This is a genomic window from Janibacter sp. CoH_79_TC_3, assembly GCF_058197955.1.
In genome coordinates, this window is record NZ_JBXWIV010000027.1 from 1 (window position 1) to 23,577 (window position 23,577).

Annotated in this window: 28 protein-coding genes and 2 pseudogenes; 15 read left to right on the forward strand and 15 right to left on the reverse strand. The window is 43.7% G+C overall.

Going from position 1 to position 23,577, the window contains the following annotated elements; all coding sequences use genetic code 11:
- Positions 1-651: 651 nt before the first annotated feature.
- The 3 genes from AC2FA3_RS14005 to AC2FA3_RS14015 are packed head-to-tail and all read left to right on the forward strand — an operon-like array spanning position 652 to position 2,915.
- Positions 652-996: a DMT family transporter gene (locus AC2FA3_RS14005; protein ID WP_313475094.1), complete on the forward strand. Its 345-nt coding sequence runs from the start codon at positions 652-654 to the stop codon at positions 994-996.
- Positions 996-1,556, forward strand: a complete 561-nt coding sequence (locus AC2FA3_RS14010; protein WP_490510122.1) for a TetR/AcrR family transcriptional regulator — start codon at positions 996-998, stop codon at positions 1,554-1,556. Before AC2FA3_RS14005 ends, AC2FA3_RS14010 begins: the two co-directional genes overlap by 1 nt.
- Before the next feature lie 15 nt (positions 1,557-1,571).
- Positions 1,572-2,915 (forward strand): hypothetical protein, encoded by a 1,344-nt coding sequence (locus AC2FA3_RS14015; protein WP_490510123.1) that lies wholly within the window; start codon positions 1,572-1,574, stop codon positions 2,913-2,915.
- Here the strand turns inward: AC2FA3_RS14015 and AC2FA3_RS14020 are convergent.
- Positions 2,899-3,192, reverse strand: a pseudogene (locus tag AC2FA3_RS14020) (DNA cytosine methyltransferase); the annotation flags it as partial. The gene AC2FA3_RS14015 and the pseudogene AC2FA3_RS14020 overlap by 17 nt on opposite strands.
- A 52-nt stretch (positions 3,193-3,244) precedes the next feature.
- On the opposite strand from AC2FA3_RS14020, the gene AC2FA3_RS14025 reads away from it, so the two are divergent.
- Positions 3,245-3,691, forward strand: a complete 447-nt coding sequence (locus tag AC2FA3_RS14025; RefSeq protein WP_100750144.1) for a MerR family transcriptional regulator — start codon at positions 3,245-3,247, stop codon at positions 3,689-3,691.
- A gap of 230 nt (positions 3,692-3,921) precedes the next feature.
- On the opposite strand, the gene AC2FA3_RS14030 is transcribed toward AC2FA3_RS14025, so the two are convergent.
- Positions 3,922-6,300, reverse strand: a complete 2,379-nt coding sequence (locus AC2FA3_RS14030; RefSeq protein WP_490510124.1) for an AAA family ATPase — start codon at positions 6,298-6,300, stop codon at positions 3,922-3,924.
- A gap of 138 nt (positions 6,301-6,438) precedes the next feature.
- Between AC2FA3_RS14030 and AC2FA3_RS14035 the strand changes: the two genes are divergently transcribed.
- Positions 6,439-7,239 carry an LlaMI family restriction endonuclease gene (locus AC2FA3_RS14035; RefSeq protein ID WP_490510125.1) on the forward strand — a complete coding sequence of 267 codons (801 nt, stop codon included), beginning with the start codon at positions 6,439-6,441 and terminating at the stop codon, positions 7,237-7,239.
- On the opposite strand, the gene AC2FA3_RS14040 is transcribed toward AC2FA3_RS14035, so the two are convergent.
- Together AC2FA3_RS14040 and AC2FA3_RS14045 are read right to left on the reverse strand one after the other, a co-directional pair.
- A complete protein-coding gene (locus AC2FA3_RS14040; RefSeq protein ID WP_490510126.1) occupies positions 7,222-8,496 on the reverse strand; it encodes a DNA cytosine methyltransferase in 1,275 nt (424 codons plus the stop codon). The two genes, AC2FA3_RS14035 and AC2FA3_RS14040, sit on opposite strands and share 18 nt — an antisense overlap.
- A 1,008-nt stretch (positions 8,497-9,504) precedes the next feature.
- On the reverse strand, positions 9,505-9,876 hold the full coding sequence (locus AC2FA3_RS14045; RefSeq protein WP_490510127.1) for a hypothetical protein: 372 nt from the start codon (positions 9,874-9,876) through the stop codon (positions 9,505-9,507).
- 269 nt (positions 9,877-10,145) lie between these two features.
- Here AC2FA3_RS14045 and AC2FA3_RS14050 point away from each other — a divergent pair, with 269 nt between their 5' ends.
- Both AC2FA3_RS14050 and AC2FA3_RS14055 read left to right on the forward strand, forming a co-directional pair.
- Positions 10,146-10,466 (forward strand): plasmid mobilization protein, encoded by a 321-nt coding sequence (locus AC2FA3_RS14050; protein ID WP_100750148.1) that lies wholly within the window; start codon positions 10,146-10,148, stop codon positions 10,464-10,466.
- Positions 10,463-11,533 (forward strand): relaxase family protein, encoded by a 1,071-nt coding sequence (locus AC2FA3_RS14055; RefSeq protein ID WP_490510128.1) that lies wholly within the window; start codon positions 10,463-10,465, stop codon positions 11,531-11,533. Before AC2FA3_RS14050 ends, AC2FA3_RS14055 begins: the two co-directional genes overlap by 4 nt.
- Positions 11,534-11,557: 24 nt before the next feature.
- On the opposite strand, the gene AC2FA3_RS14060 is transcribed toward AC2FA3_RS14055, so the two are convergent.
- Positions 11,558-12,079: a plasmid replication DNA-binding protein gene (locus AC2FA3_RS14060; RefSeq protein ID WP_443529655.1), complete on the reverse strand. Its 522-nt coding sequence runs from the start codon at positions 12,077-12,079 to the stop codon at positions 11,558-11,560.
- A 316-nt stretch (positions 12,080-12,395) separates the two neighbouring features.
- On the opposite strand from AC2FA3_RS14060, the gene AC2FA3_RS14065 reads away from it, so the two are divergent.
- Positions 12,396-13,340, forward strand: a complete 945-nt coding sequence (locus AC2FA3_RS14065; protein ID WP_218690700.1) for a DNA-binding protein — start codon at positions 12,396-12,398, stop codon at positions 13,338-13,340.
- A gap of 398 nt (positions 13,341-13,738) precedes the next feature.
- On the opposite strand, the gene AC2FA3_RS14070 is transcribed toward AC2FA3_RS14065, so the two are convergent.
- The 7 genes from AC2FA3_RS14070 to msrA are packed head-to-tail and all read right to left on the reverse strand — an operon-like array spanning position 13,739 to position 17,532.
- Entirely contained in the window at positions 13,739-14,401 is a 663-nt protein-coding gene (locus AC2FA3_RS14070) for a peptide-methionine (S)-S-oxide reductase MsrA (RefSeq protein WP_218690699.1), read from the reverse strand.
- A gap of 9 nt (positions 14,402-14,410) precedes the next feature.
- A complete protein-coding gene (locus AC2FA3_RS14075) occupies positions 14,411-15,685 on the reverse strand; it encodes an acetyl-CoA C-acetyltransferase (RefSeq protein ID WP_069453486.1) in 1,275 nt (424 codons plus the stop codon).
- A complete protein-coding gene (locus AC2FA3_RS14080) occupies positions 15,682-15,990 on the reverse strand; it encodes an antibiotic biosynthesis monooxygenase family protein (RefSeq protein WP_002122973.1) in 309 nt (102 codons plus the stop codon). The genes AC2FA3_RS14075 and AC2FA3_RS14080 overlap by 4 nt, the downstream gene beginning before the upstream one ends.
- A gap of 50 nt (positions 15,991-16,040) precedes the next feature.
- Positions 16,041-16,286: a glutaredoxin family protein gene (locus AC2FA3_RS14085; protein WP_025467194.1), complete on the reverse strand. Its 246-nt coding sequence runs from the start codon at positions 16,284-16,286 to the stop codon at positions 16,041-16,043.
- A gap of 21 nt (positions 16,287-16,307) precedes the next feature.
- Complete coding sequence (gene msrB / locus AC2FA3_RS14090; protein ID WP_000483554.1) at positions 16,308-16,748, reverse strand: peptide-methionine (R)-S-oxide reductase MsrB; 441 nt, start codon at positions 16,746-16,748, stop codon at positions 16,308-16,310.
- Between the two features lie 31 nt (positions 16,749-16,779).
- Complete coding sequence (locus tag AC2FA3_RS14095) at positions 16,780-17,040, reverse strand: glutaredoxin (protein WP_001076938.1); 261 nt, start codon at positions 17,038-17,040, stop codon at positions 16,780-16,782.
- A 3-nt stretch (positions 17,041-17,043) separates the two neighbouring features.
- Positions 17,044-17,532: a peptide-methionine (S)-S-oxide reductase MsrA gene (gene msrA / locus AC2FA3_RS14100; RefSeq protein ID WP_000762837.1), complete on the reverse strand. Its 489-nt coding sequence runs from the start codon at positions 17,530-17,532 to the stop codon at positions 17,044-17,046.
- Between the two features lie 122 nt (positions 17,533-17,654).
- Here msrA and AC2FA3_RS14105 point away from each other — a divergent pair, with 122 nt between their 5' ends.
- Together AC2FA3_RS14105 and AC2FA3_RS14110 are read left to right on the forward strand one after the other, a co-directional pair.
- A complete protein-coding gene (locus AC2FA3_RS14105; RefSeq protein ID WP_002123001.1) occupies positions 17,655-18,590 on the forward strand; it encodes an AraC family transcriptional regulator in 936 nt (311 codons plus the stop codon).
- Between the two features lie 2 nt (positions 18,591-18,592).
- Complete coding sequence (locus tag AC2FA3_RS14110; protein WP_004911216.1) at positions 18,593-19,333, forward strand: hypothetical protein; 741 nt, start codon at positions 18,593-18,595, stop codon at positions 19,331-19,333.
- Positions 19,334-19,519: 186 nt separating this feature from the next.
- On the opposite strand, the gene AC2FA3_RS14115 is transcribed toward AC2FA3_RS14110, so the two are convergent.
- Together AC2FA3_RS14115 and AC2FA3_RS14120 are read right to left on the reverse strand one after the other, a co-directional pair.
- Positions 19,520-19,693 (reverse strand): hypothetical protein, encoded by a 174-nt coding sequence (locus tag AC2FA3_RS14115; RefSeq protein WP_443559407.1) that lies wholly within the window; start codon positions 19,691-19,693, stop codon positions 19,520-19,522.
- Between the two features lie 223 nt (positions 19,694-19,916).
- Positions 19,917-20,078: pseudogene (locus tag AC2FA3_RS14120) on the reverse strand (IS1/IS1595 family N-terminal zinc-binding domain-containing protein); the annotation flags it as partial.
- An 88-nt stretch (positions 20,079-20,166) separates the two neighbouring features.
- On the opposite strand from AC2FA3_RS14120, the gene AC2FA3_RS14125 reads away from it, so the two are divergent.
- The 5 genes from AC2FA3_RS14125 to AC2FA3_RS14145 all read left to right on the forward strand — a co-directional run bounded on the left by AC2FA3_RS14125 (position 20,167) and on the right by AC2FA3_RS14145 (position 22,520).
- Positions 20,167-20,523: a cupin domain-containing protein gene (locus tag AC2FA3_RS14125; protein WP_003465043.1), complete on the forward strand. Its 357-nt coding sequence runs from the start codon at positions 20,167-20,169 to the stop codon at positions 20,521-20,523.
- A gap of 254 nt (positions 20,524-20,777) precedes the next feature.
- Entirely contained in the window at positions 20,778-21,104 is a 327-nt protein-coding gene (locus tag AC2FA3_RS14130) for a hypothetical protein (RefSeq protein WP_003100858.1), read from the forward strand.
- Entirely contained in the window at positions 21,101-21,601 is a 501-nt protein-coding gene (locus tag AC2FA3_RS14135; protein ID WP_003100856.1) for a hypothetical protein, read from the forward strand. The genes AC2FA3_RS14130 and AC2FA3_RS14135 overlap by 4 nt, the downstream gene beginning before the upstream one ends.
- On the forward strand, positions 21,598-21,969 hold the full coding sequence (locus AC2FA3_RS14140) for a hypothetical protein (protein ID WP_003100853.1): 372 nt from the start codon (positions 21,598-21,600) through the stop codon (positions 21,967-21,969). Before AC2FA3_RS14135 ends, AC2FA3_RS14140 begins: the two co-directional genes overlap by 4 nt.
- Complete coding sequence (locus tag AC2FA3_RS14145; RefSeq protein ID WP_003100847.1) at positions 21,963-22,520, forward strand: recombinase family protein; 558 nt, start codon at positions 21,963-21,965, stop codon at positions 22,518-22,520. The genes AC2FA3_RS14140 and AC2FA3_RS14145 overlap by 7 nt, the downstream gene beginning before the upstream one ends.
- Before the next feature lie 445 nt (positions 22,521-22,965).
- Here AC2FA3_RS14145 and AC2FA3_RS14150 read toward each other — a convergent pair.
- The coding region (locus AC2FA3_RS14150; RefSeq protein WP_490510129.1) for a recombinase family protein at positions 22,966-23,577 on the reverse strand (612 nt) is incomplete at its 5' end.

A 23,577-nucleotide genomic window follows, 5' to 3' on the forward strand; every position in this document is an offset into this window, starting at 1 on the left:
GAGTTCGCTTTTGGCACGCTTAGCGTCTTGTTCTTTGGTAGACGCTCGTAGATACGCTCTGATAAACATAAACACCTAAAATAGTCTGTTATAAGTGGTTCCATTATAGCAGTCTGTTTTAAGTGGTCTGTTAATACGTTTGAGTGGTGAAATAGCTGGTTCCCTTGGGGTATACTCTATTCACAGACCTGATATCAATTTAGCTGAAGGTAAACCGTATATAGCAACTGTAAAACTTCTTAACTTTTGACCACTAGCCAAGTTCCTGCAAGTCCCATAAACGATGTGCCAGCTCAGTTGAAATTCTAACGAGATTTTGGGCTTTTTAATCATTGTCGAGCATAGCCTGCCATAATGACATATATCATTACACCAATTATTGCACATGTAAATATCAATGCAGGTAGTGTCACTACTTCAAGTCCCGTCAGGTTCTGTACAGGGAAAAACCAGTAATATACTTAAATAAAACAAGATGACTTAAAAGCTTTGCTTTCAGCTCATCAACTCAAATAAATCACTTAGCGTTATAATCTTTCCGGATTCTATGCTGACCCATTAAGGAAATTTAACATAAAAAATTCACAAATTTTATTATGTATACCAACCAGTTGGTATGTATAATAGGGTTTTTTCCTACTGGTTAATTTTATGAACTCGCTTTTATCCTATGCTGCTCTGTTTTTTGCCATCGTATTTGAAGTCATCGGTACTACGTTTTTAGGCAAATCTGAGCATTTCACTCGCCTTGTGCCGACTCTTATCTGCGGGGTGTTTTTTGTAGCGTCATTTTTTATGCTAGCACAGGCATTACGCACCTTACCCATTGGCATTGCTTATGCAACTTGGGGTGGTCTCGGGATTATCTTAACAGTGGTTATTGGCGTCTTGGTCTTTAAGCAAAAACCAGATATGGCAGCTATTGTAGGTATTGCACTGATTGTGATTGGGGTAGTAGTGATTAATGGCTTTTCTAAAATGAGTGGGCATAGCTAATGACTAATCTGAATAGACCAAAAAAAAATCCTGAGATGGTGCGGCATCGCTTATTACAAAGTACCGCAAGTTTAATGACCACGTGCGGCTTTGCAGGGGTAAGTATTGATAAGGTGGCAACTGAGGCAGGGGTCACTAAAGGGGCTTTATTTCATCATTTTCCCAATAAAAAGGCTCTAATTGGAGCTGTATTTGACCGTGAATTAGCGATGCTTGACAAGTTGCTTGACGACTTATTAGATAAAGATACAGGCGATTACGGTCGTTTTACTAGAGCCTATATCCATGCCACTTTTTTTGCCTGTATTGATGATAGATTGTCTTCAGCTTTGACATTTTCGCTGTGTGCCAGACCTGAGCTAGTTGAGCGTTGGGATGTGTGGATGGCAGGGCGTATGGTGAAGCATCAAAAGACCGATAACAGCCTACAGCTTGAAGTAGTCAGAATGGCAGCCGATGGCATTTGGTTCACCCATTTATTACACGGCGGCAAGCTCACTGCCAAAAAAGATTTACATGCCCTTAAACAGCAATTACTTGAGATGACGCATGCTACTTAATGACGGGAGTCACTCATGAAGCAAGAGAATACTATTCCCTATAGCCCTTATATTCCTTTTTTTAAAGACGTTGCCGATTACAATGTGGCGTTTGGGCATCTTTATCCCTATCAATTTATGGACTGGAAAACAGAAGTCCTTTCATGGAAAGAGAGCTGTTACTTGCACGCTGGGCTAAACCCACCAATGCCTGCACGCATCACAGGACCCGATGCATTAACATTGTTTCGCGATCATTGTATCAACGATTTTAGCCGATTTAGCGTTGGTGCATCAAAGCATGCCGTGATGTGTAACTATAAGGGTAATGTGATGGCGGATGGTATGCTGCTTCGCACAGAGGATAATGCGTTCGTATCATATTTTTTATCACCTTACCTAGAATACATTGCCAGTCGTGGCAACTATGATGTCAATATTGAAGATTTGACAGGCAAAACCTTTCTGTTCCAACTGGGTGGTTCCTTATCTTTGAAAATTCTCGAGGCAGCCACCCAAGAATCCCTCAGCGATATTAAATTTATTTGGCATCGCACAGTGCATATCTACGGGGATGAACTACCACCAACAGGTGTTGCTGTGCGGATTTTTCGGTTGGGCGTAGCAGGCACACTGGCATATGAGGTGCATGGGGATATCAAAGATGCTCCGTTGGTTTACCAAGCCTTAATGGCAGCAGGACAACCGTTTAACTTAGTTCGTCTAGGGATGCGTGCTTATGGTATGAATCATACGGAAAATGGTTTTGCCCAAGCCTTTATCCACTTTTTACCTGCTTGGACCCAAGATGAAGACTTTATGGACTATCTAAATGGCAAATACGATGCTTTGCTTGCCAAACTGCCAGGCAGTGCAGGTGTCGATATCACCCGTCGTTATTTTAACCCTATCGATTTAGGTTGGGGGCATATGATCACCTTTGATCATGACTTCGTTGGCAGAGCCGCCCTTGAAGTTGCCATGCAGCAGCAAGCAAAAAAAATTGTAACGCTTGAATGGTATGCGGACGATATTAAGGATATCTATGCCTCTTATTTTGAGTCTGGTGAGCCTTTTGAGTTTATGGAATTCCCAGCCAATCTTATTTGGACAACGCAGAGTTCTATTGTTGTGGCAGATGAGGTGCAGATAGATAGTCGCAGTATAGGTATTTCAAGCGGACGTATTTATTCGTTTTATTACCGTCGTATGATTTCTTTGGCGGTTATTGAAACCGAGTATGCTATCGAAGGTACCACCTTAGAAGTTATCTGGGGTAATCCAAGCAAACGACAAAAAAAGATACGGGCCAAGGTGAGCCGTTTCCCTTATCTTACCCTACCTCGTAACCGTGATATTGATACTAAGGCGTTGCCTTGAAAGGCGGTTTTGTGTCAGCACAGAAAACAAAAAAATATGAAATATTGCTATCCATTCGCATTAGTCGCTGATAGTTAATTTGGGCTTCAATGGAATAGCCCTCAACATCTCCAATAGTTTCATTAGGCAAATCACCAATCGCCTGTTCACAGGTAATGAAGCTTTGAGTGGTAGGCTCTGGAAAACTAAAGGTTTTACTATTTTTTAGACCAACAGAACAAGCCCTACGTCTGTTTTGGGGTACACCATATTCAGAAGCCAATAGTATTTTATAGGTTGCGGTATAGTTATTTAAAACTAGATAAAAATTATATTTTTAAGGTTATAGTATGGAATCTGATACATCATTCTTATTAATAGGAGCTTTAGCAACACAAGCTAACACAACCAAAGATACTATTCGTCATTACGATGAGATGGGGCTACTGAAATCTCGAAAACGCCAAGCAGGATCACGCCTATACACCGAATTTCATCCTGAATGTATTGAGCGTATTAAAATGATTAAAGACGCACAAGCCATCGGTTTTACTCTTAATGAATTTAAAAGATACCTTAATGATCATTTCAATGGCACTCTCAATATTGATAAAGATTTAATTACTATTTCCGAAAAACTTACTGAAGCGAAACGTCAAAAAACTGAGATCATTAATACTATTAACCAGCTTAGTGCTTGTTATACTATTTTAGAAGAAATAAAGTCAGAAAATATTGGCTTCATTTCTAACTCTGAATGGGGAAAACGAATAGCGGCGCATCTCTCCTTAACCTGAATCGCACCAATCACTAATAGAATATGTGTGGTAAGTACACCATGAAGTACACTGTGCTTATCTCAGCAAGTTAAAACGTTAATACCATTAACCCACAGTTTAGCGTTCAAGTCCTCACTAGGGTACCGAACCAGTGGAAGCATTTGACTGGTTCGCTAGGGTATACTTCCTATGATGGTTTAAGGGGAACTGATGCCCCTTAAACCAAAACATATTGTTCTGCTGTATAACTAAAGGTCGTTGTATATGAATTCCATCATGGCTTTTGCATAATTTCTATCACCTTCAAGCGATCTGAGTTCTAGTTCGTGTGATGGGATATTTAATGATGTTCTGTAATCATGAAGTAATACAGCCGCGCGATTACTAATATGGCCATTTTCCTCCAAAGCTACTATACAGTCATTAAACGATGTTCTCTCATTCAAATTAAGTACTGTGAGTGGCAGCTTATAACGCTGCCTCATTTCATCTTCAACAAATTGTCGTAACTTAGTTATTTTGTTGTCTTGAGTCCTAAACTCAACGAAATCCATAATCTCAGTGTATCTTTCGTCATGTGCAGTTGCTGTCATTTCAGCTTTAGTGGTTTCTTCTATTATTGAACCATTTACTGTTTGAACTATCTTTAAGGCTTTAGCCTCATTAAACTTTTTCATTACAGCTGAAGCCATTCCTTTGTAATGTGTAGTGATAATTATTTGTTTGGTAGAAGCTTCTAGGGTTTGCAATATTTGCAATATATTGGAAATTCTTTCATTATCAAAACTAGTTACAGGGTCATCCATAACTAGAATAGCTTTTTCTTTTTCATCAACAGGAAGCTGATTTATTTTAGCAAGGAAAATACAAAGAGCTAAAGATCGACGATCTGATTCACTAAATAAGCAGTGGAATTTAGCTTTATCTATCTCCTTGCCTTTGAAAGATACTTTTAAATCATAGACGGTTCTAGCACCAATACGATTGATACTTCTGGATATATCAAAATCACTTGAACCAATACGACGAAAAAGACTGTTTATTTCATTAAAATAGGTATCCAAAAAAAGCTCTTGATCAGCTTCTAAAGCAGCTTTTTCTGTGTTATAAGCAGCTAAGTCGCGGTTAATAGTATCGTTTAAATTGGAAAAGTTTATGCAATCCGTATTTAGCACAAGCCGTCTCTTTGTATTTTCTAAAGCGACTTCTTTTCTGGCCTCAACATTCTTAGACTCCCTTAGCGCTGTAGCATCTTGTGATCCTTTGAATTGAGTGAGTTCATTATTAATGGCTGTTGTTATTGCGTTGTATTGAGTAATTGATTCATCGAACTCAGAGAATACGTTTAGTAGCTCAGTAAAATCTATAGCGTCAATCGCGTTATAAGGAGCTTCTAGTTTAATAGTTAGTGCAGTATTAACAATCTTGGCAAACTTATCGTTAATAAGATATAGGTTGGTCAAGGTATGGTTTATATGCTGAAAACTTTCTGATAATAATTGTATGAAACTCTGTTCATTCAGAATTTTTCTGATATCTTCTTCAACGTATGTCTCTAGACATGCTAAATTCCGTTCATGTTGCTTTTTAATCCTTTCTACATCTGAATTGATCAGCGTGTTTCTTTGTATTTTATTTACGTTAGTTCTAGTGCTAGATATAAAGGTCTGGAAGCTGTTATTAAAAGCTGTTTTGTAACTGTCAATTAAGGCAGAAGCTCCTTCTTCTAACTCTTGTCCACAGAAAGGACAACCATCTTTTAGATGTATTACACCTCGAGCTGCCCAGCCGTCAAAGGTGTCTGTATTATCTATATTTTTTTTATGTGCATTTACAGCAGCTTTAGAGGCTTGATGTATATTTTCCATATTTAAAGCTAAACATTCATTTATAGATTGTAAGTCTGTATTAATAGCTTTATGTCTAGGGATAGTTTCAAGATTCGTTCTACTAGTAACTTGAGTTACATTATAAATTTGAGTATTTAATTCTTGTTGCAACCGCTTACAGCTTTGTATTTCTTCATTAAGCTCTTCAACTGTTTTATCTGATAAGGGCAATGTTATAAACGTATCAATATTATTAATATTATGTGAGTTGAATCTATTGGTAATAATACCTAATGACTTTTTATCATCTCTAATTTTTTGATTTTTTGATTCTAATACGACAAATTTTTCTGAATTCTCACCTAAAATAAAACTTGATATATTGGTGGAGTTTTCTCGACTATACGACATACCAGTCATGACGTTACGATGAATAAAATTTTGATCGAAAACGTATAACGCAGAACATTCAGGGATCTTGGATGTCCAAGCATTATTTAGGAACTCTACAGGCTCTCTCTGACCACTAAACTTAACTCTTATATTTTGTTGTACTTGAGATGGCTCTCTTCGTGGGATAATCGACTTTCTGTCAATTATCAGTTGCGGCTCATCTAAACAAAGTGAATAAAATATATCGCAGAGTGTGCTTTTACCATTTCTATTTTCACCGTAAATGATATTTACATCAGAAAATGCAATTTGACCAGCCTGAACTCGACAGTAATTACCAGTATTTTCTATTAATAGAATTCTCTCTAGCACAGTTATTCCCTCAGTTATAATTATAATACGCATACTAGCACGCACAGTTAACTACAGACGATTGTTTATTAGGTAAATTTGTCTAAAGTTTCTCAAATGGTGTATAACATCATGGCTTTTTGAGTAATTAACGACTAACTTTCATAATATGTGCAATAGAGAGAATTCTTAATGCAATCCAATATTTCAAATGAAGAAATAAAAATTATCAAGCTTTTCAAAGAGAATGTTTACGGTAGATCGCCCAATATTGACGGCTTTAATCAGCGCCATGATGGAAAAGCGGGCCACTGGCTAGAACGGCAAATGGGCATAGCCGCGAATGCCAACAACGAGCCTGACTTATACGGCTATGAGATGAAAAACTCTACTGGTAGTAAGACCACTTTCGGGGACTGGAGTGCTAATTACTATATCTTTAAAGACAAAGAAGTCGATCTTGATCGTACGCAGTTTATGGAGGTTTTTGGTAAGCCCAATGTAGAAAAGGGTGGCCGTTACTCATGGTCAGGTAGTCCAATTCCTAATTTTAACTCCCCATCAACCTATAACGGCTCAGAAATGGTTTTTGATGATGCAAAGAACATAATCATCGTCTATAACTATTCAAAAGATCCTCGCCCTGATAAAGCAAATATAGTCCCACCAAGCCTACAACAAGAGGGAGTTATCCTAGCCCGTTGGGATAGAGATAATTTGAATAGCAAACTGACAAAGAAGTTTGGCCATCATGGTTGGTTCAAGTGCAATAAAGGCAAAGACGGCTGTTACAACCAAATCGCTTTTGGTGAGCCAATGATCTTCGATAATTGGATTAAGCTTGTAGAAAAAGGTGTGGTTTTCTTTGATAGCGGTATGTACGTAGGAAACGCTCGTAACTACTCCCAATGGCGTGCTAATAACAACCATTGGGACTCTTTAATTACTCGAACATATCCGCCATTCCCAGGATTTTTAGACAACAGCCAATAAATCAGCTTGTTTCTGAATCGCCTCAGCTTTATGGAATGTTGATACCATTTGCTCTGCCACCGCCTCAATGACCTTGACGCAAACAGAGTTACCAAACTGTTTATACGCTTGTGTCTTAGATACTGCATCCGTCAAAAATTCCTCGGGAAAGCCTTGTAATCTAGCGCATTCTCGAGGAGTTAGCATTCTTGGGTTCTTCCCATATTGGGATTGGTCGATCAAAGCTTCTGAACCATCTTTATAGTAACGTGCGCTAATGGTATTGGTGTACTCACTGTCATGGTTAAATAAGCTGTAACCAAAGCCGTTACCTTTGTTTATGTGTTGATCCTTTCTTTTTTGATGACCAGCCCATAGGTTATCGGATATGGTATAGACCGTATCATCAGCTGGCACATCTTCTAATATATCCCCAACACGGGTTTTGCTATGAGTAGGCTTAGGGAAACTAAATAGCTCGTCAAAATTTTCGACTTTATCAAAATAATCCTTATTAAAACCTACGATAAAAATACGCTCTCTATTTTGTGGCGCACCAAAGTCCGCAGCCCTTAACACAGCATATCCTACCCAATAATTTAGCTTATGAGATAGAGCCTCTCGGGCTTCCTCACTCATAGGAACATCATCAGGTATGCTGTCCTTATGCTGCCCAGTCAAAATATCGTAGATGGTTTGAAAGGTTTCCCCTTTCTTATCAGTTCTGAGTCGCTTCACGTTTTCTAGTAAAAACATTTTTGGTCGTTTTTCAGCTAAAATCCGCTGAATCTCAAAAAACATAGTGCCACGTGTGTCTTTAAAGCCTTGTTTTAGACCTGCTTGTGAGAACGCTTGGCAAGGAAAACCAGCTAAAAGTAAGTCATGATCTGGAATATCTTTGGCCTGAATTTGGGTAATATCCCCACTTGGATACTCTCCATAATTAGCAAAGTAGGTCTTTTGAGCATGTTTATCAATCTCACTGGTGAAAACACACTCACCGCCCTGTTTTTGAAACGGCAGACGTATACCGCCAATACCTGCAAACAAATCAATAAAAGTGAAATCACTATCCTTATTACTATGCTCAAAAGGATGGCTGTTGTTAAGTGCTTCTAGCTTCGCTAACCTTGTAGCAGAAGGTTTGTGCTCACCGTTCTCCCAGCCACGAACCGTCCTTTCGCCTGCTTCTTTCATCCCTAATAATAATGCTAATTCTTTTTGAGAAACGCCCAATGACTTACGTTTCTCAATAACATATTGCTGAGTATCTTTCATAGTAACCTACTTTTAAAGTATCCTGTTTTATTCCCGGATTTTAACATAGGCCATTCACTTTGTGTAGGATAAAAGCTGCATATTGTCTTAAAATATGAAAATGATAATTAATAAACAAAAAAATAAACCCCCCTACTACTTGACGTAATAGGGGGGTTTATCGTTTAATGTTCATTAACGGTTACAGACGTTGGGGAACGACTGTAACGACCAAATAAGCTCCTAAACAGCGTTATTTGACCAGCAATTAAGCCCATTAGGGTCTATTTTAAGCCAAATCTAGGCTACTTTGCAATCAAATTACTCATATTACTACTGTAAGTTACCAATTTTACTCAGTAAAACCGCCTATTTGCTCGCTACCTTCGCCCTATCAACGCTCTTTAACTGTTCCCTAGCAATGGGTGGCAGGCCTCAGTGACGACTGCATTGCGTGGGTGACAAGCAAGCTCCCGACAGGGGTTACTAGACATATTGAGCAACGCAATGAGAGGTTATATTAGCGTATTCGTAGCGGTATATTGGGTGTTAACCCTTGCTAGCGTAGAAACGGCTATATAGCGGTTATGAGCGTGTCTAGGCGGTGCTATCAGCCGTAATCATAACAGAGTCAGCTTGATACAGTGATGACTTCCCGAGACGATGCCGATCGACCGACAGGCAGTTGTCAGGGCAATACTCTAAAGGGTTCGCAAGTTTTTACTTGTGGGCGCTTTAGGGTGAGTGTTGCCCAAAACTTCAACCTCTCTCCCTCCAAGCAGTTGTCCACAGAGTTGTCCATCAGGGTTGTCCACATAGCAAGGGCAACAGCGCGGAGCCCTTTAGGAGTAGCTCAAGCGCTGTTGCCCTTGCTGCTTATGTGGACATACGCTGTGGGCATACTCTAGTGGGCACACTGATTAAGAGGGAGAGAGAGGAAAGGTTCAAAAAAAAATTTGAAATTTTGAAAAATGAAAGTTTCGTGAGTTGAGGTTAATGATTGATAAGAGTGGCCAGTGAGTAAAAACGTTAGTTAAATTTTTGGCCACCTGTCATAACTCCTATGTTGAATTTAGAGTATTTTAGTAGAGCCTGTTGATTGTCTTTTAACCATTGAGCAATGTCTTGATTAGAGAGAGTATAGATATATCCTTTGGGTTTGGCATATTTCAACAGTCTTTGTTTGCTAATAGTTTTACCTAGGAACTGAGTTATTTTTTGTGCTCGATATGAATTTAGTTGTCCTTTTAGCTTATAGGCTTCTTTGATATCCCAGCTATCAAAGCCTTGATAGTCACCCCCTGTACCATCCTCTAATTCATCTAATAGATAGATCATAGCAGTGGTTACCTCTGAGCGAATGGTGTTCACTTTTTTCATGTTTTCAGATCTTTTATTCATACTAGCGACCTTCTTTGTATGGGTACAGACAGTCATAATATCATAGGTATAGACATTGTTGTTATATAGGTATAGACATTGTTGTATAAATAGGTATAGACAGTTTCGACTATGCTAGGTATAGACATTTATGATATTATTTTAAGCCAGCAGTCCTAAGAGGGGGCTATTTCCGCTTCGCTACAATATCCACTCTTAGGTGCTGACAAAGGGGCTATCGCCCCCTTGACCCCCCAACCACCCCTATACCTAGAACAGGAGCCAGTCTTATGCCACCAATTAGCGGTAAAAAAAGAACTAAAGAGATTGCGATTCGAGTCACAGAGGATGAGTTGGCCAAGCTGAAAAGACGGCAGCAAGGAACGACGATGGCCGGATGGATGCGAGGTTTAGGGTTAGGGGTAACCCCAATGAAGCCCGCTGACCCTGAGTTGGTTCGCGCACTTGGCCGCATTGGCTCTAATCTTAATCAAGTCACCAAACACGTCAATATCAATAAACAGGTAGATGAGAATGTGCTTGAACAGATCACCGCTATTAGATCTTTGATTAATGCGCTGCTTGATGAGCATTTGCGAGGTGAATCATGATCGTTAAGTTTTTTAGGCGTGGAAAAGGCTCAGGAGCAGGTCCAATTAATTACTTGCTGGTTGCTAAGGGTGGTAAGCCTAGAGAGGGTGCAAAGGTGCTCTACGGCGATCCTAAGCTCACTGAGCAGCTAATCAATGCCACACCATTCAAGCAAAAGTATAAAGCAGGGGTGTTGTCTTTTACCGAAGATGCCAAAGAGTTCACGGATGAGCAGAAAAAAGACATCATGCAGCGCTTTGAAGACACGCTGTTTACAGGTCTTGACCCTGATCAGTACGATATTTTATGGGTAGAGCATACTGATAAGGGTGGACGGCTTGAGCTGAACTTTGTGATCCCATGTCAAGAGCTGCGAAGTGGTAAGCGGCTGCAGCCGTTTTATGCTGGCGCTGATCTGGTACGAGTCAATGCGTTTAAGAATATCATCAATCAAGAATATGGCCTAACAGATCCTAATGAGCCAGAGCGTAAGCGACTAATCAACCCTTATGTGAATAATGCGCCCCGTCCAACCCCATATGATAGGCCGCCCAAGTCTAAAGAGAAGGAGCAGGAAAAAGAAGACAATGAGATCATCGCCAACCCTAAGAACACTTTTGCTCTGAAAGAAGCCATTGATCGAAGAATGTGGCATAGGCTAGCAGAGGGTAGTCTTAATGGCCGCAGTAGTGTGCTTTATGCCCTAGAAGGTATGGGGTTAACGATTAAGAGAGCAACGAATAGCAGCATCAGCGTGGCGCATCCTGCTATGACACGAAATGTTAGGCTCAAAGGCACTATCTATGAGAAGGATTTTAAGGCTTTGTCGCAGCAAGCGCACCTTATTGAGGGTCGTCAAGGAGATTATGAGAGAACGAGTGAGTCTCGCGGTCATCGAGACTTAAAAACGTGGACTACAGGTATGGAGATCAAGAAAGAGTATCACGAGAAGTTATATGGTGATATCAAAGCGCCTGAGCCTTTAGCGCTTGTTAATAACCATGTGACCTCTAAGGAGCCGCAAGATAACGCACCTAAAGTAGAGGTGCCGACTCCGCAGCGCTCATACAGTGGACCAAGGCCATAGTCGTTTGACGGTGTTGTTAAACAATTAAGGCCTCCACCATTTCTTTTTCTTGGTAGGTGTGGGCGCAGCTGCGGCTTCTTTTTCAGATAGCGGCTCTGGCTCTAACGGTGATTGTTGATCGCTATGTTCAGGGTCAGTGCCTTTAAATTCTAGCAGTCGGATCTGCGTTAAGTCATGAATACTGGCATTGGCTTTTTCTAGTGTTTTGTTGAGCTGACTTATTTGCTCTTGGTAATTCGCTATCAGCTGTTTTTGATCACGGACTTGCTGCTCTAAGTGTTCATTCTTCATCTTTTCAAGTGCTAACTGGTGTTCAAGTGCTGTGCTGTTCTGTACGTTTTGACTGTTCACGGACGTACTATTGCTAGTGTTCACTGATTGTTCAGTACGTTTTTTAGTGACAGGCTCACCAAACACTCGGATCATCTCTGAGGTATCAATTTTCTTGTCAGCGGTTCTGGAAAGCTCACCATCATTGATCTTCTGATAGATAGTGGTTCTCGATACACCCCACTGTTTTGCTGCCTTTGTCACCGATATGTTCATTGCTCACCTAGTGTTCAAGTACGTTTTTAGCCCCTGTACAGTGCAACTGTTCAGAACGTTCAGTGAGTAACTATCGCACCAACCTCACCATTTGGCAAATACTAATGCTCTATCCGTGTCTGCGGCCAACCATCAACTCAATACATTAAAATACACCTCAAGTCACCTGAGGTTTTTTTGTATTCTATATTGTAGTATGTTGTATATTGTATTATACTACATACAATATCATACAATATCATACAATATCATACAATATCATACAATATCATACAAACATTACATATCTACTTATATAAAATTAAGGACAATGACTATGGCACTCACTATTCAACAGGTTCATAACACTGCTGATCAACTGCAAGGGCAAGGTATCAAACCTACTTTAGCCGAAGTGCGTAAGGCGCTGGGTGGTGGATCATTCACGACCATCAGTGAAGCCATGAAGTCTTGGCGTCAGGATAACCAACAAGAAGAGCAGCTAAGACAGGTTGAGCTGCCCAGTGGAATCACTGAGCGCTTACAGACGCTTGGTGCGGATGTATGGCAGACGGCGGTTGATATCGCCAATGATCGCTTGGTTAAAGATCGTGAGGCCTTAGAGGGCATTAAGGCCAAGGCGCAAGCTGAGACAGACGAGGCGCAAGAGGCGGTTAAGACCTTAGAAGGTGAGCAGGCTGATTTGTTGGTGCAACTAGACGAGGTAACGGCCACTGCAGAGACAAAAGCTAAAGCGGCTGAACAGGCGACAGCTGAACGTGATAGGTTTAAGCAGATCTTGGCCGATACTCAGCACCAGTTGGAGCTTGAACGAGCTAAAACAGATGCAGCTCAAGCTCAACTTGCAGATCTGCGTAGTAGCTTTGATCAGCAAGCAAAAGAGCTTAACCTCAATATATCGAGAGTGGCCACGCTTGAGGCTAACGCTGCTAGTGATAAAGCCGAGGTTGCCCGTTTGAGTGCAGAACTTGAAGCGGCTAAGACAGAGTTAAAAGCAGTCACCACTGAGCGCAATGAGATCGCAACCGCTACTGCAGAGGTTAAAGGCGAGTTAAAAGCGATTACCGTTGAACGCGATAAGCTATCAGGACTTCATGAGCAGCTGACGCAACAGCAAGCGACACTAAACACAGATCACCAGCTGCTACTTAAGCAGTATGAGACGATATCGACCAGCTATAGCGCTGAGCAAGAAAAGACTGGCGAACTAATAATAAAGATTGAGAAGATGCAAGCAGCGTTGGATAAAGACTTGGATTAAAAGTAGACGTTGAGTTGTAGATAGCCTCGCTATTTCAGGGAGAGTTTTTAAAGTAAGTAAATATTGACCCAAGCCTTTCCCAAACTCTGTGTAACTTCTTATACCCTATTAGCAAATAGAAGTTACACAAAATCCAGGATGGGCTCCACTATCAGTGTTCATATTGATTATTGAATGGGATCATAGACTATTGAGCATAGATAGTTTTCAGTAGGAACGAGACCATCCCAGATTCTGTGTAACTGACGTTTAGATTAAATACTTACACAAAATTTAGGAAGGTCTCGGGTAATGCGACTTACACAGATTTTTTATGCTCTCTTGGACTCCATGTGAAGGAGATCGTCACATTCTTTACATATAGAAAATAGAGTTCTTTAGCCAGCTGCAATTTCAGATTAACCGATTCGGTAAGCTTTCTGCATTTCCGGAGACAACTTTTTTAGCCAGCTTGAGAGACTGAAGCCTTTTCTATCGGTACTATTTAATTTAGTAAAATACAGATGTTCATCCCAGCGAGGACCGAAATCTACTTCTGCAAGACTTACAAGCTGTTTGTTTCTGCGAAGACGATGCTTTTGATGGTAATCTTCGGCGGGCCAAAAATAACCATTTTGTTCTCCGGCCTCAATCACCTCGGGAGATTTCTCCTTTCCAATCGCTTGAATCAGTTCTTCAGCTACTTGTTTTTGCTCCAGATCAAAAACAAAAAGTATCTGGCGATACTGGCCCTGCTTTCTACCATGAACAGACCATGATTCAAAACTTCCAAGAAGTTCCCTGTAGCTGATTTGGTCTTTATCGTAGATCACTCTGACGACTTCGGCGTGTCCGTTGATGTTGCGGTAACTCGGATCCAGAGTTGATGCTCCAGCGTAGCCAACACGTGTTTGCACTACTCCCTGCGTCCCTCCAAAATTAGAATCCGGTCCCCAAAAGCAACCCATGCCGAAAACCGTTTGACTAAGCTTCCCGATTTTCAATGCTTCTTCGATTGCTTCAGGGGTTGCAAATTCATAGCTTTCAACACCGTCTTCTTTATTTATTTTTAGATCCGACATATTTTTCTCCTAACTTTCAAGAATTGTAGCCACTCCCATTCCTCCCGCCGTGCAAACGACGATAAGGCCACGTTTTCCAGGACCAGCTGAGTGCAGTATCTTTGCTAAAACTCCGACGATCTTAGCGCCAGTAGCCGCAAACGGATGCCCAAGGGCAATGCTACTTCCACGGACATTTAGCTTCGAGCGGTCAATTTTTCCGAGAGGCTCTGATCGTCCCAAACGTGTTTTGCAGTATTCAGCAGACTCCCACGCCTTCATCGTGCAGAGCACTTGTCCAGCGAACGCCTCGTGAATTTCGTAAAAATCAAAATCCTGAAGCTTTAAGCCGTTTCGCTTCAATAATTCACTGACCGCCACAGTTGGAGCCATGAGCAAACCTTCGCCAGCGACGTAATCCACGGCAGAAGTATGAGAATCCACAATCTTGGCCAACAGCGGCCAATTATTCTTTTTAGCCTCTTCTTCGGAAGCCAAAAGAACGGTGGACGAGCCATCCGTGAGTGAACTCGAGTTGCCTGCCGTCAGAGTTCCTTTTTCGGATCGATCAAATGCTGGCTTTAGCTTTGCCAACTTCTCTAAAGTCGTATCGCCACGCATGATTCCATCCGTACTTTTTCCTAAAAATGGAAAAACGAGATCGGCATAAAAGCCGTCTTTGTACGCTTTCGCGGCGTTCAGATGGCTTGCCAGAGCCAGCTCGTCTTGCTCTTGCCGGGAAATTTTCCATTCTTTGACCATCAACTCACAATGTTCACCCATTGACTTCCCTGTTCGCGGTTCAACGACGGCGGGTGGCACGGGTTTTAAATCGCTCGGCCTAAAGCTCAAAAAGATTCTTAGTTTCTCGCCGAGTGTTCTGGCCGAATTCAATGCAACGAGCTTCTGCGAGAACGAACGAGTCACCATAATTGGCAAGTCGCTATTGCTATCCACGCCGCCCGCAATACCGCTCTCGATTTGGTAGCTGGATATTTTGTGTGCGATCTGAATCGTAGTTTCTAAACTGGTACCGCAAGCCCGCTGCACGTTATATGCTGGCGTATTCGGATGTAAGCCAGAAGCCTGAACAACTTCACGCGCAAAGTTCCAGTTGGCCGAACTTTGCATGAGTGCACCCAGAGCCACGTCACCCACGACTTTGCCCTTTAAGTTATATCTTTCGACTAAACTTTTCAGGCTAGCGGTCATAAGCTCTGGCGTGGTGACATCTCGATAGGCAGTCATTGATTTCATAAATGGAATACGGACGCCACCTACGACATAAGTAGTTCTCGTTTTCATAATTTCACCTCCGGCTTTGTGTGCCGTTCAAAAACTTCTCCGACCTTCACGTCGTACGATTCAAAAATGTAGTCTTTGCCAAGCATCTTGGCTTTTTTGTGTTCGGGATGCTTATCCCAAGCATCGAAAGCTTCTCTGGTAAGGAACTCGACAATTAGAACATCTTCACCGTTAGGAGAAGAAAACCGCTCATGGCTTCCGTAACCAGGAATGGCTTCGACAAGCGCGGACATCTCGGCGTATCTTCTTTCAAACTCCCCACCGTGCTCCTTGGCAACACGACTGCGGAAAACTGCTATAATCATTGATCTGACTCCTTACTAAGCTAATTACAATCCTCAAAAAAAAGATCTCGTTATTTCATCGAAGCTTCCAACCACTTGTCGAGATCCTTGAACTTGGGGTTTCTCAGCTTCTTTGTCCCAACCAGTATTGTCGGGAAATTTAACTTTCCAGTAGTATAAAGGGATCGCAGTTCATCAGCTGCCGCGTCGTCTTCGTGAACATCTAAAAAATCAAACTCGATTCCTTTTTCTTTCAAGTACGACTGGTAAATCTTGGTTTTGTGGCAGTCCTTATGACCGAACAGCTTAATCCCCACGACCCCCTCCATTTTCTAAAATTACTCTACAAACTTCAACGACTCCGAGTTGATGCAGAATCGAGCCCCAGAGGGCTCAGGACCATCTGGAAAAACGTGCCCTAAGTGGGCTTCGCACACATTGCATAGCACTTCGATTCTTCGTCCGTAAGTCGTGTCCAGTTCATATTGAATTACGTTGTCGGCGACGGGCTCAGAAAAACTCGGCCAACCTGTTCCCGAATCAAACTTAACGTTCGAATCAAACAGTTCAGTGTCGCAGCCCGCGCAGGCATACCGTCCTGCCTCATAAAATGAACAGAGTTCCCCAGTGTGAGGGCGCTCGGTGCCTTTCTTCCGCATGACATTAAATTGAGCGGGCGTCAGAATTTTTTTCCACTCTTCCTCGCTCTTTTCTACTTTTCTAGGAGGAGCGGGAGTGCCGTTATCGAGATAGTTGTTAATGCTTTCCCAGTTGAACATAAATTTGCTCCTTTATTTTTGGGTTTGTTCTTTAGCTATCAATCCACGCGAAGAAGTCAGTCGCGCTACCAATGAATTTTCCATCCACAAAAACTTGCGGAACAGTTTGAAGGTTGGTTTTTTTCTTCAACTCATCATAAGTCTTGGGATCGTCATCCACGCGAATTTGTTTAAAATCAACTTTTTCAGAAGTTAAGTACTCCTTCACGCGTTTACTAAACGGACAATGGTCTTTTGTGTAGATGACAACGTTCTTAAGTTCTTTCATTTTTTCCTCTTTCGTTTGATTCATGGTTTAATCTCTCTCAAAATGGCACGTGTACCCGTGGGGATTCTTCTTCAAATAGTTTTGGTGATACTCCTCAGCGTCATAAAACTCTTTTTCCAAGGCTACCGTCGTGACCACGGGATTCTCGAAGCGACCGATCTCATTGACCTCATCAATCACGTTTTCGATAATCGCTTTCTGTGCATCGTCACGATAGAACGCTGCCGAGCGATACGAAGTGCCAACATCATTTCCTTGGCGATTCTTCGTAGTCGGATCATGGATTTTGAAAAAGTAATGTAGAATCTCTTCGAGAGATATTTCGTCTTGGTCGTATTCCACGCGAACCGCTTCGGCGTGCCCCGTTTTCCCTGTTATAATATCGGCGTAGGTAGGATCATCAAAATCTCCGCCAGAGTAGCCCACCTTCGTTGACGTCACACCGTCCAGACTCCTAAGGAGGTCTTCGAGACCCCAAAAACACCCTCCGGCAACGATCACATAATCTAGTTTCATAAAGCCTCCTTAGTTTTCATCCACTTACTGATTAGACTGACTTTACAGCATGTAAAATAGATATAATATGTTCAATAGTTCGTATAACATGACCTATTGGACAGTTTACGTAGGAGCTATATATGGATGTTCTCAGTGAAATTTTAGATAAGGTAGAGCTTACTAGCAGCTACTGGTATAGAACCTCATTTGCGGGAGACTGGGGCATCAGCCTCCCGCAGGAAGAGAATCTAGCGAGATTTCACATCGTGACTCATGGCGAGTTTTGGTATGAGGTGCCAAAACTTAAACTTAAAGCATTGGCGGAGCAGGGCGATATTTTGATCTTTTTCAAAGGGATGGAGCACACCATGGCCAGTGCACCAAAAATCAAGGCCGAGCCTGCGGTCGAATTTAGAGCTAAAGCCAACCTCACCGAAGCTCAAGTTTTGGAATACGGTGATCAGAGCAAGCTCAAAGCCAACGTCGTTTGCGGACATTTTTGTTTTAATGGCGGACCCGATCATCCATTCTTAAATTCGCTGCCAAATGTCGTGCATATCAAGAGTGCTGATAACTCCCACTCGCCTTGGCTTGCCATGCTTTTAAGTATTATAGAGCAGGAAGCAAAATCAGGGCTTCCTGGAAGCAACACGTTAGTCAGAAAGCTGACCGAAATTATCTTCGTGCAAGCGTTAAGAATCCACATGTACAAATCCAATAAAAATGCTGGATTCTTCAAACTGATCGAAAATCCGCAACTCAGCAAAACCTTGGAAGCTATTCATCATAGTCTCGATAAAAAATGGGGTCTTGACGATCTCGCCGGGATTGCGGGGATGTCGCGTACGAACTACAGCGTCAAATTTAAGGAGCTGTCAGGCATGACACCTCTTGATTATTTAACCTATTGTCGGCTTGAAAAAGCAAAGCAGCTGCTTAAAGAATCCGGTAAGTCTGTTCCCGAAGTGAGTGAAGCCATTGGGTATCCGGCACATGAACACTTTCAAAAGTTGTTTAAGAAAAAAATTGGCAAAACTCCTAGCGCGTACAGAAAAGAAAATTCTGAAAAGGTGTAAAAATGAATATCTATAACTCTCCTGTTACCAAAATAGCTTTCTGGGTCATAGTCATTGGTGGTGCGGCTTGCCTGCTTATCCCTTTGTTTGCACCTCTTCTTCCGCTGCAATATTTGAAAGGTTATGGCGAAATAGGAGATGCTCTTGGAGGTATTTCAAGCCCATTTCTACAAATTCTGGGTTCAGTGCTTCTCTTTCTGGTGTTAAAAGCTCAGATTGACGCTAATGGCATCCTCCATCAGCAAATCGAAAAGGAATATACGAAGGAGCAACTGAGGCACGAGTTGAATCAGCTTCACGAACTTTATATGTTCGTCGAAAGAAACATTAAAAATTTTAGCTACGATCAGGAAAAGATGATTGATGGCAAGTCGCAAATGATCCTTTTGCATTCCCGGCGAGCGATTAAATGTTTCATTGAGGATCTAGAGAGCTTAGATGTTGATATTCACAAAGATGACGACATTTTAAGGTTCGACGGGGTTAAAGAAATTATGAGCATTTTGAACAGCGTTGACCTATATTTCGACAAAATCAAAGACAGCGAGATTGCACCTTATCATAAGAGTTTTTATAAAACGCTTATGCAGCACGAACTTCTCTTCAGCGTTTTTCCTTATCAAGATCTCGACAATCAAGCGTACCTAAAACAAGAGCATTGCCCAGAGTGTGGTGAATATCATGCAAATTATCCGCCACTGATTTATGACCGGTTACAGAAAATTAAAAAAAGTTTCTCCTGATGTATTATGGATATTTATTCGGTATCGGTCCTACCAAAAAGCTATTTGTAGTATCTCGAGTACGTGCTGTGGTGTAGTAATTCCAATCTTAGAAAACTCAAAGCTTATTCTGAAACTATCGGAATTGTCGGTTGGGTGAGACTTAGTCGCCCCGTAAAGCCTTATCGGGGCGGCAAAGATAACTTTTTATATCACTGCTATTGATGACGTCCTTTGTTTACTAAAGTTGTAAGCCCTTATTCTTTGTTTTAGACCTTCAACCACTCCGGGCTTGTCACTAGGAGAGTCCCCTTGGCTAACCTTAGCCGTCAGATCGTATTCAGCGATTTCTTGAGTCATGCCTTGTTGGCGATGCTGCATATACAGCTCCTCTTGTCGGTGGGTGATATGTTGTCCAGGCACCTTGAACTCCGAACAGAAAACAAGGTACCTATTGTGACACCCAACCGGCCAAGATAATTGTCGTCAACCGGTCATCCTAATTGTCGCCGAACAGTTCCATCTGATTCAGGTTTCTATATGGCCCAGCACTTCCGCTAAGTAATCAAACAATGCTCGGATTCGCAAAGGTGTTGAGATCTTCTATTCTAGAGTGACAGCCGTTATAGGTTACCGCATGATCGCCAATAAACTGGCGTTTGCAGTCCTTGCACTGGTAGTTCTGCTTGCCATAGCTTTTTATGCCATTTTTCTTTAAACTGGGACTGTGACAGTCGGGGCAATTGATCTGTATTTGTGTCTTCATAACCTCAAATATATCATCTTGCCTCGGCTGTCACTCTCCTTTATTAACTCAGCATACTTTCTGATACACCACCAAAGAGGGATCTCCGATGACTGTTGAATCGAGAATATTTTCTGTAGCCGAGTATGTTCAGCCGTCCGAAGGCGAGCCTATTCGTTCCGTTGTGCTTGAAACCCGAGACTCAATTATCGTGGTTTGGCATGTCCATCCCGGGCAGGAAATTGCGGCTCACATTCATCCTCACGGCCAAGACACGTGGACTGTTTTGTCGGGAATGGCTGATTACTTTCAGGGCAATGGGATTGTTCGTGCCCTCAGGGAAGGTGAGATAGCCGTGGCAAGACCGGGCCAAGTGCACGGGGCGCGAAATACAGGTACCGAGCCATTTGTGTTCGTCTCGGTTGTGGCATCAGCCAATGCCGGTTTCGTATTGGCTGAGCGATAGAGCCCAATCTCTGGAGTTGGTCCAATGAGCGGTCGGGGAGATAGGTAACAGACATGCAGCGGACACGGCTGCTAAACCAGGTCGCAAACCTCCTTGCGTCGCAGCGTGCCGCAAGCGACGCGATCAATCGAATGGGGTCGGCATGAGACTGAACACCATCCAGTTCCCGACCGCGTAGCCGCCTGTCCTGCCGATCAGGTCTTGACCATCGACGCCTGGGATCAGTCCTGAATGTTCTTGGAGACCACTACGTTATGAGCCGCAGCCGCCGCAAAACACCCATCGTCGGGCACACGACCTGCGGCAGCGAGCGCGAGGACAAGAAGCTCTGGCATCAGCGCTGGCGCACCCGTGAGCGCACGGCGCTGACCAGCGCGTCGCCCGAAGCCCTGAGCGCCCATCTGCCCCTGCTGGAAAACCAGGCCAGCAGCGTCTGGTCGATGGGCAAGGATGGCCGCTCCTACTGGCCCGTCAAGCGCCAGGCCGCCACGGCGGATCGCATCGCCAATCACAAGGGACGCAACCCGCAAGAACGCGCCTCCCTGAAAAAGCGCCTGCTGCGCAAGTGGATGAGCAAATGAAGCTCTCCTTCCATCAGCACATTGCGCTGTTCTGGATGATCGGTGCTCCGGGCGTCTTCGCGCCCGTGATCGAGAACGCCAAGCGGCCCGATGCCGGCGCCGTCATGGCGTGGGGTGTCGCGATCGTGGCGGTGATGATCCTCTTCACCCCTTTGCTGCTGCGCTGTCCACCATTCCGGCGCTGGTATGGCCGGACGGATGCGCTGTCGGAGCGGCAGCGCCAGGCGCTTGCCGAGCGCGGCCTGCGCCGCTACTACCAGACCGCTTTCGATGACGGCTACGTGCCCCGCGTGATGCCCTACGTGTGGCGCATCATCTGGACGGTCGGCGGGTTGATGGCTGTGACCGCCGTACTGCCTACCAACACCGGACGGCCAGCCTTCGATGCCTTGGTGGTCTTCTCGACCTGGTATCCGATAGGCGTGATGCTGCTGGTTTTCGCGTCGAGGCCCCTTGGCCGGTTGATTCGCCAAAGAGCACAGGAGCGGCGGAAATGAGCACGTCAACCATCGAGGCGCTGGCCAGCGCCTGGGCAAGGATTGCCGAGGAAGCGGAATTCCCCGCTGACTACGAGGGGACTGCCACACCACAAGCGCATCGGGCTAGCGAAGCTATTCAGGAGCAGATTCGGGAGCGCATCGTCGCCACCAACGACATGCGGCTGTTCAGCCTGCTGCACCTGCTGGGTCAGGCGTCGCTGCGCATGGAGCAAGCGCTGTGGCCGGAGGATTACGAGCGGATGACGCGCGAGGTTGAGGAAGCCCTGCGGCAAGCCACCGACGCCAACGCCAGATCGTACACCCACGAAGAAGTGATGCAGGCGATGCAGGAACGCATCGACCGGGCGCGAGACAAGCCATGTTGATTGGCTATGCGCGCGTCTCGACGCAGGATCAGAACCTGGAGCTGCAACGCGAAGCCTTGAGCAAGGCCGGATGTAAAAAGGTCTTCGAGGACAAGGTGAGTGGCACGCGGGCAGACCGGCCTGGCTTGGCCAAGACGCTCGAAATGCTGCGCGAAGGCGATACTTTGGTCGTCTGGAAGCTCGACCGGCTGGGCCGGTCGGTCAAGCAACTGGTCGATCTGGTCGGCGATCTGCACAAGCACGGTGTCCAGTTCAGGAGCCTCACCGACTCCATCGACACCGGCACACCATCCGGGCGGTTCTTCTTCCACGTCATGGCGAGCCTTGCCGAAATGGAGCGCGAGCTGACCGTCGAGCGCACCCGCGCCGGGCTGGAAGTCGCCAAGCAGCTCGGCCGCAAAGGCGGCCGCAAGCCGAAGATGACCGACAGCAAGATCGAGTCGGCCAAGAAGCTGCTGGCCAGCGGGGTGCCGCCCAAGGACGTGGCCAAGAACCTCGGCGTGTCCATTCCGACGCTGTACCGCTGGGTGCCAGCCTCCACGCACGCTTAGCGTGCTTTATTTTCCGTTTTCTGAGACGACCCCATAGATATCCTCTGAAAAACTATCAGAAGATATGAACTCAATTTCTGTTATGTAAAACTCTAATTTATGCTTATGTTTGATTCTAATCAACGCCCTTTCTACTTGATTGAGGATCATGTCTGAATTGACATTGCAATTAATAATCTTACTTTCTAAGTCTCTAAATATAGTTTTACTTTTTCTATCGCTAAGCTTTATTGATAGATAATTATTTTTATTCCCTGTCATATCAACTAAAACATACCTATCATTTTTTCTGAAAATCCTCATCAATGTACTCAGTTTTGAAATTTATATATGTATTTGAAGGTGTTTAACTGTTTCAGTTAAGGTATATCCCAGCGGAACCAACTAAAAAGGCTTATTAATCAATTAACAGACTACTTATAGTAGACTGCCGTAGTAGAACCACTTAATGAGTACTGAGCATCTTCGGTCTTTCCTTGGCCACATCAGCAATCAGATGCCGTGAGCACTTGGTCATACCTTGTATCTCAGAATAGCTATGACCTGATTTGAGCAGACTGGCGATAATCTTGCGCTTTTCGATATCCTTCCTACGTCCTGAATACTTACCTTCTGCCTTAGCACGAGCAATACCCTGCATCTGGCGGTTACGGCGATCCTCATAGTCTTTTCGAGCAATGGCTGCGAGCATATCTAGCATCATCGCGTTAATGGCTTGCAATACACTGCTCATAAACTCAGTACTGCGTTCAGGTTGAAGCGCCATATATGAGGTCGGCAGCTCTTTTGATACGATAGAGAGCTTTTTCTCTGATAGCATTCTTTTGAGCGTATCCCAATCAGCTTGGTTCAAACGTGCCAAGCGATCAATCTGCTCAACTAAGATCACATCGCCCTTATGAGCATCTTCAATCAGCTGCATAAGCTTGGGTCGCACCAAAATAGCTCCTGATTCGTTTTCGACATAGAAGGCAGCAATTTTGTGGCCATGATCGTTGGCAAATGCTATGAGTTCGCTTTTGGCACGCTTAGCGTCTTGTTCTTTGGTAGACGCTCG

Bases quoted from the DNA above. Each gene is read 5' to 3' on its own strand.
- AC2FA3_RS14005 (WP_313475094.1), top strand. From the start codon at position 652: ATGAACTCGCTTTTATCCTATGCTGCTCTGTTTTTTGCCATCGTATTT.
- AC2FA3_RS14010 (WP_490510122.1), top strand. From the start codon at position 996: ATGACTAATCTGAATAGACCAAAAAAAAATCCTGAGATGGTGCGGCAT.
- AC2FA3_RS14015 (WP_490510123.1), top strand. From the start codon at position 1,572: ATGAAGCAAGAGAATACTATTCCCTATAGCCCTTATATTCCTTTTTTT.
- AC2FA3_RS14025 (WP_100750144.1), top strand. From the start codon at position 3,245: ATGGAATCTGATACATCATTCTTATTAATAGGAGCTTTAGCAACACAA.
- AC2FA3_RS14030 (WP_490510124.1), bottom strand. From the start codon at position 6,300: ATGCGTATTATAATTATAACTGAGGGAATAACTGTGCTAGAGAGAATT.
- AC2FA3_RS14035 (WP_490510125.1), top strand. From the start codon at position 6,439: ATGCAATCCAATATTTCAAATGAAGAAATAAAAATTATCAAGCTTTTC.
- AC2FA3_RS14040 (WP_490510126.1), bottom strand. From the start codon at position 8,496: ATGAAAGATACTCAGCAATATGTTATTGAGAAACGTAAGTCATTGGGC.
- AC2FA3_RS14045 (WP_490510127.1), bottom strand. From the start codon at position 9,876: ATGAATAAAAGATCTGAAAACATGAAAAAAGTGAACACCATTCGCTCA.
- AC2FA3_RS14050 (WP_100750148.1), top strand. From the start codon at position 10,146: ATGCCACCAATTAGCGGTAAAAAAAGAACTAAAGAGATTGCGATTCGA.
- AC2FA3_RS14055 (WP_490510128.1), top strand. From the start codon at position 10,463: ATGATCGTTAAGTTTTTTAGGCGTGGAAAAGGCTCAGGAGCAGGTCCA.
- AC2FA3_RS14060 (WP_443529655.1), bottom strand. From the start codon at position 12,079: ATGAACATATCGGTGACAAAGGCAGCAAAACAGTGGGGTGTATCGAGA.
- AC2FA3_RS14065 (WP_218690700.1), top strand. From the start codon at position 12,396: ATGGCACTCACTATTCAACAGGTTCATAACACTGCTGATCAACTGCAA.
- AC2FA3_RS14070 (WP_218690699.1), bottom strand. From the start codon at position 14,401: ATGTCGGATCTAAAAATAAATAAAGAAGACGGTGTTGAAAGCTATGAA.
- AC2FA3_RS14075 (WP_069453486.1), bottom strand. From the start codon at position 15,685: ATGAAAACGAGAACTACTTATGTCGTAGGTGGCGTCCGTATTCCATTT.
- AC2FA3_RS14080 (WP_002122973.1), bottom strand. From the start codon at position 15,990: ATGATTATAGCAGTTTTCCGCAGTCGTGTTGCCAAGGAGCACGGTGGG.
- msrB (WP_000483554.1), bottom strand. From the start codon at position 16,748: ATGTTCAACTGGGAAAGCATTAACAACTATCTCGATAACGGCACTCCC.
- AC2FA3_RS14095 (WP_001076938.1), bottom strand. From the start codon at position 17,040: ATGAATCAAACGAAAGAGGAAAAAATGAAAGAACTTAAGAACGTTGTC.
- msrA (WP_000762837.1), bottom strand. From the start codon at position 17,532: ATGAAACTAGATTATGTGATCGTTGCCGGAGGGTGTTTTTGGGGTCTC.
- AC2FA3_RS14105 (WP_002123001.1), top strand. From the start codon at position 17,655: ATGGATGTTCTCAGTGAAATTTTAGATAAGGTAGAGCTTACTAGCAGC.
- AC2FA3_RS14110 (WP_004911216.1), top strand. From the start codon at position 18,593: ATGAATATCTATAACTCTCCTGTTACCAAAATAGCTTTCTGGGTCATA.
- AC2FA3_RS14115 (WP_443559407.1), bottom strand. From the start codon at position 19,693: ATGCAGCATCGCCAACAAGGCATGACTCAAGAAATCGCTGAATACGAT.
- AC2FA3_RS14125 (WP_003465043.1), top strand. From the start codon at position 20,167: ATGACTGTTGAATCGAGAATATTTTCTGTAGCCGAGTATGTTCAGCCG.
- AC2FA3_RS14130 (WP_003100858.1), top strand. From the start codon at position 20,778: ATGAGCCGCAGCCGCCGCAAAACACCCATCGTCGGGCACACGACCTGC.
- AC2FA3_RS14135 (WP_003100856.1), top strand. From the start codon at position 21,101: ATGAAGCTCTCCTTCCATCAGCACATTGCGCTGTTCTGGATGATCGGT.
- AC2FA3_RS14140 (WP_003100853.1), top strand. From the start codon at position 21,598: ATGAGCACGTCAACCATCGAGGCGCTGGCCAGCGCCTGGGCAAGGATT.
- AC2FA3_RS14145 (WP_003100847.1), top strand. From the start codon at position 21,963: ATGTTGATTGGCTATGCGCGCGTCTCGACGCAGGATCAGAACCTGGAG.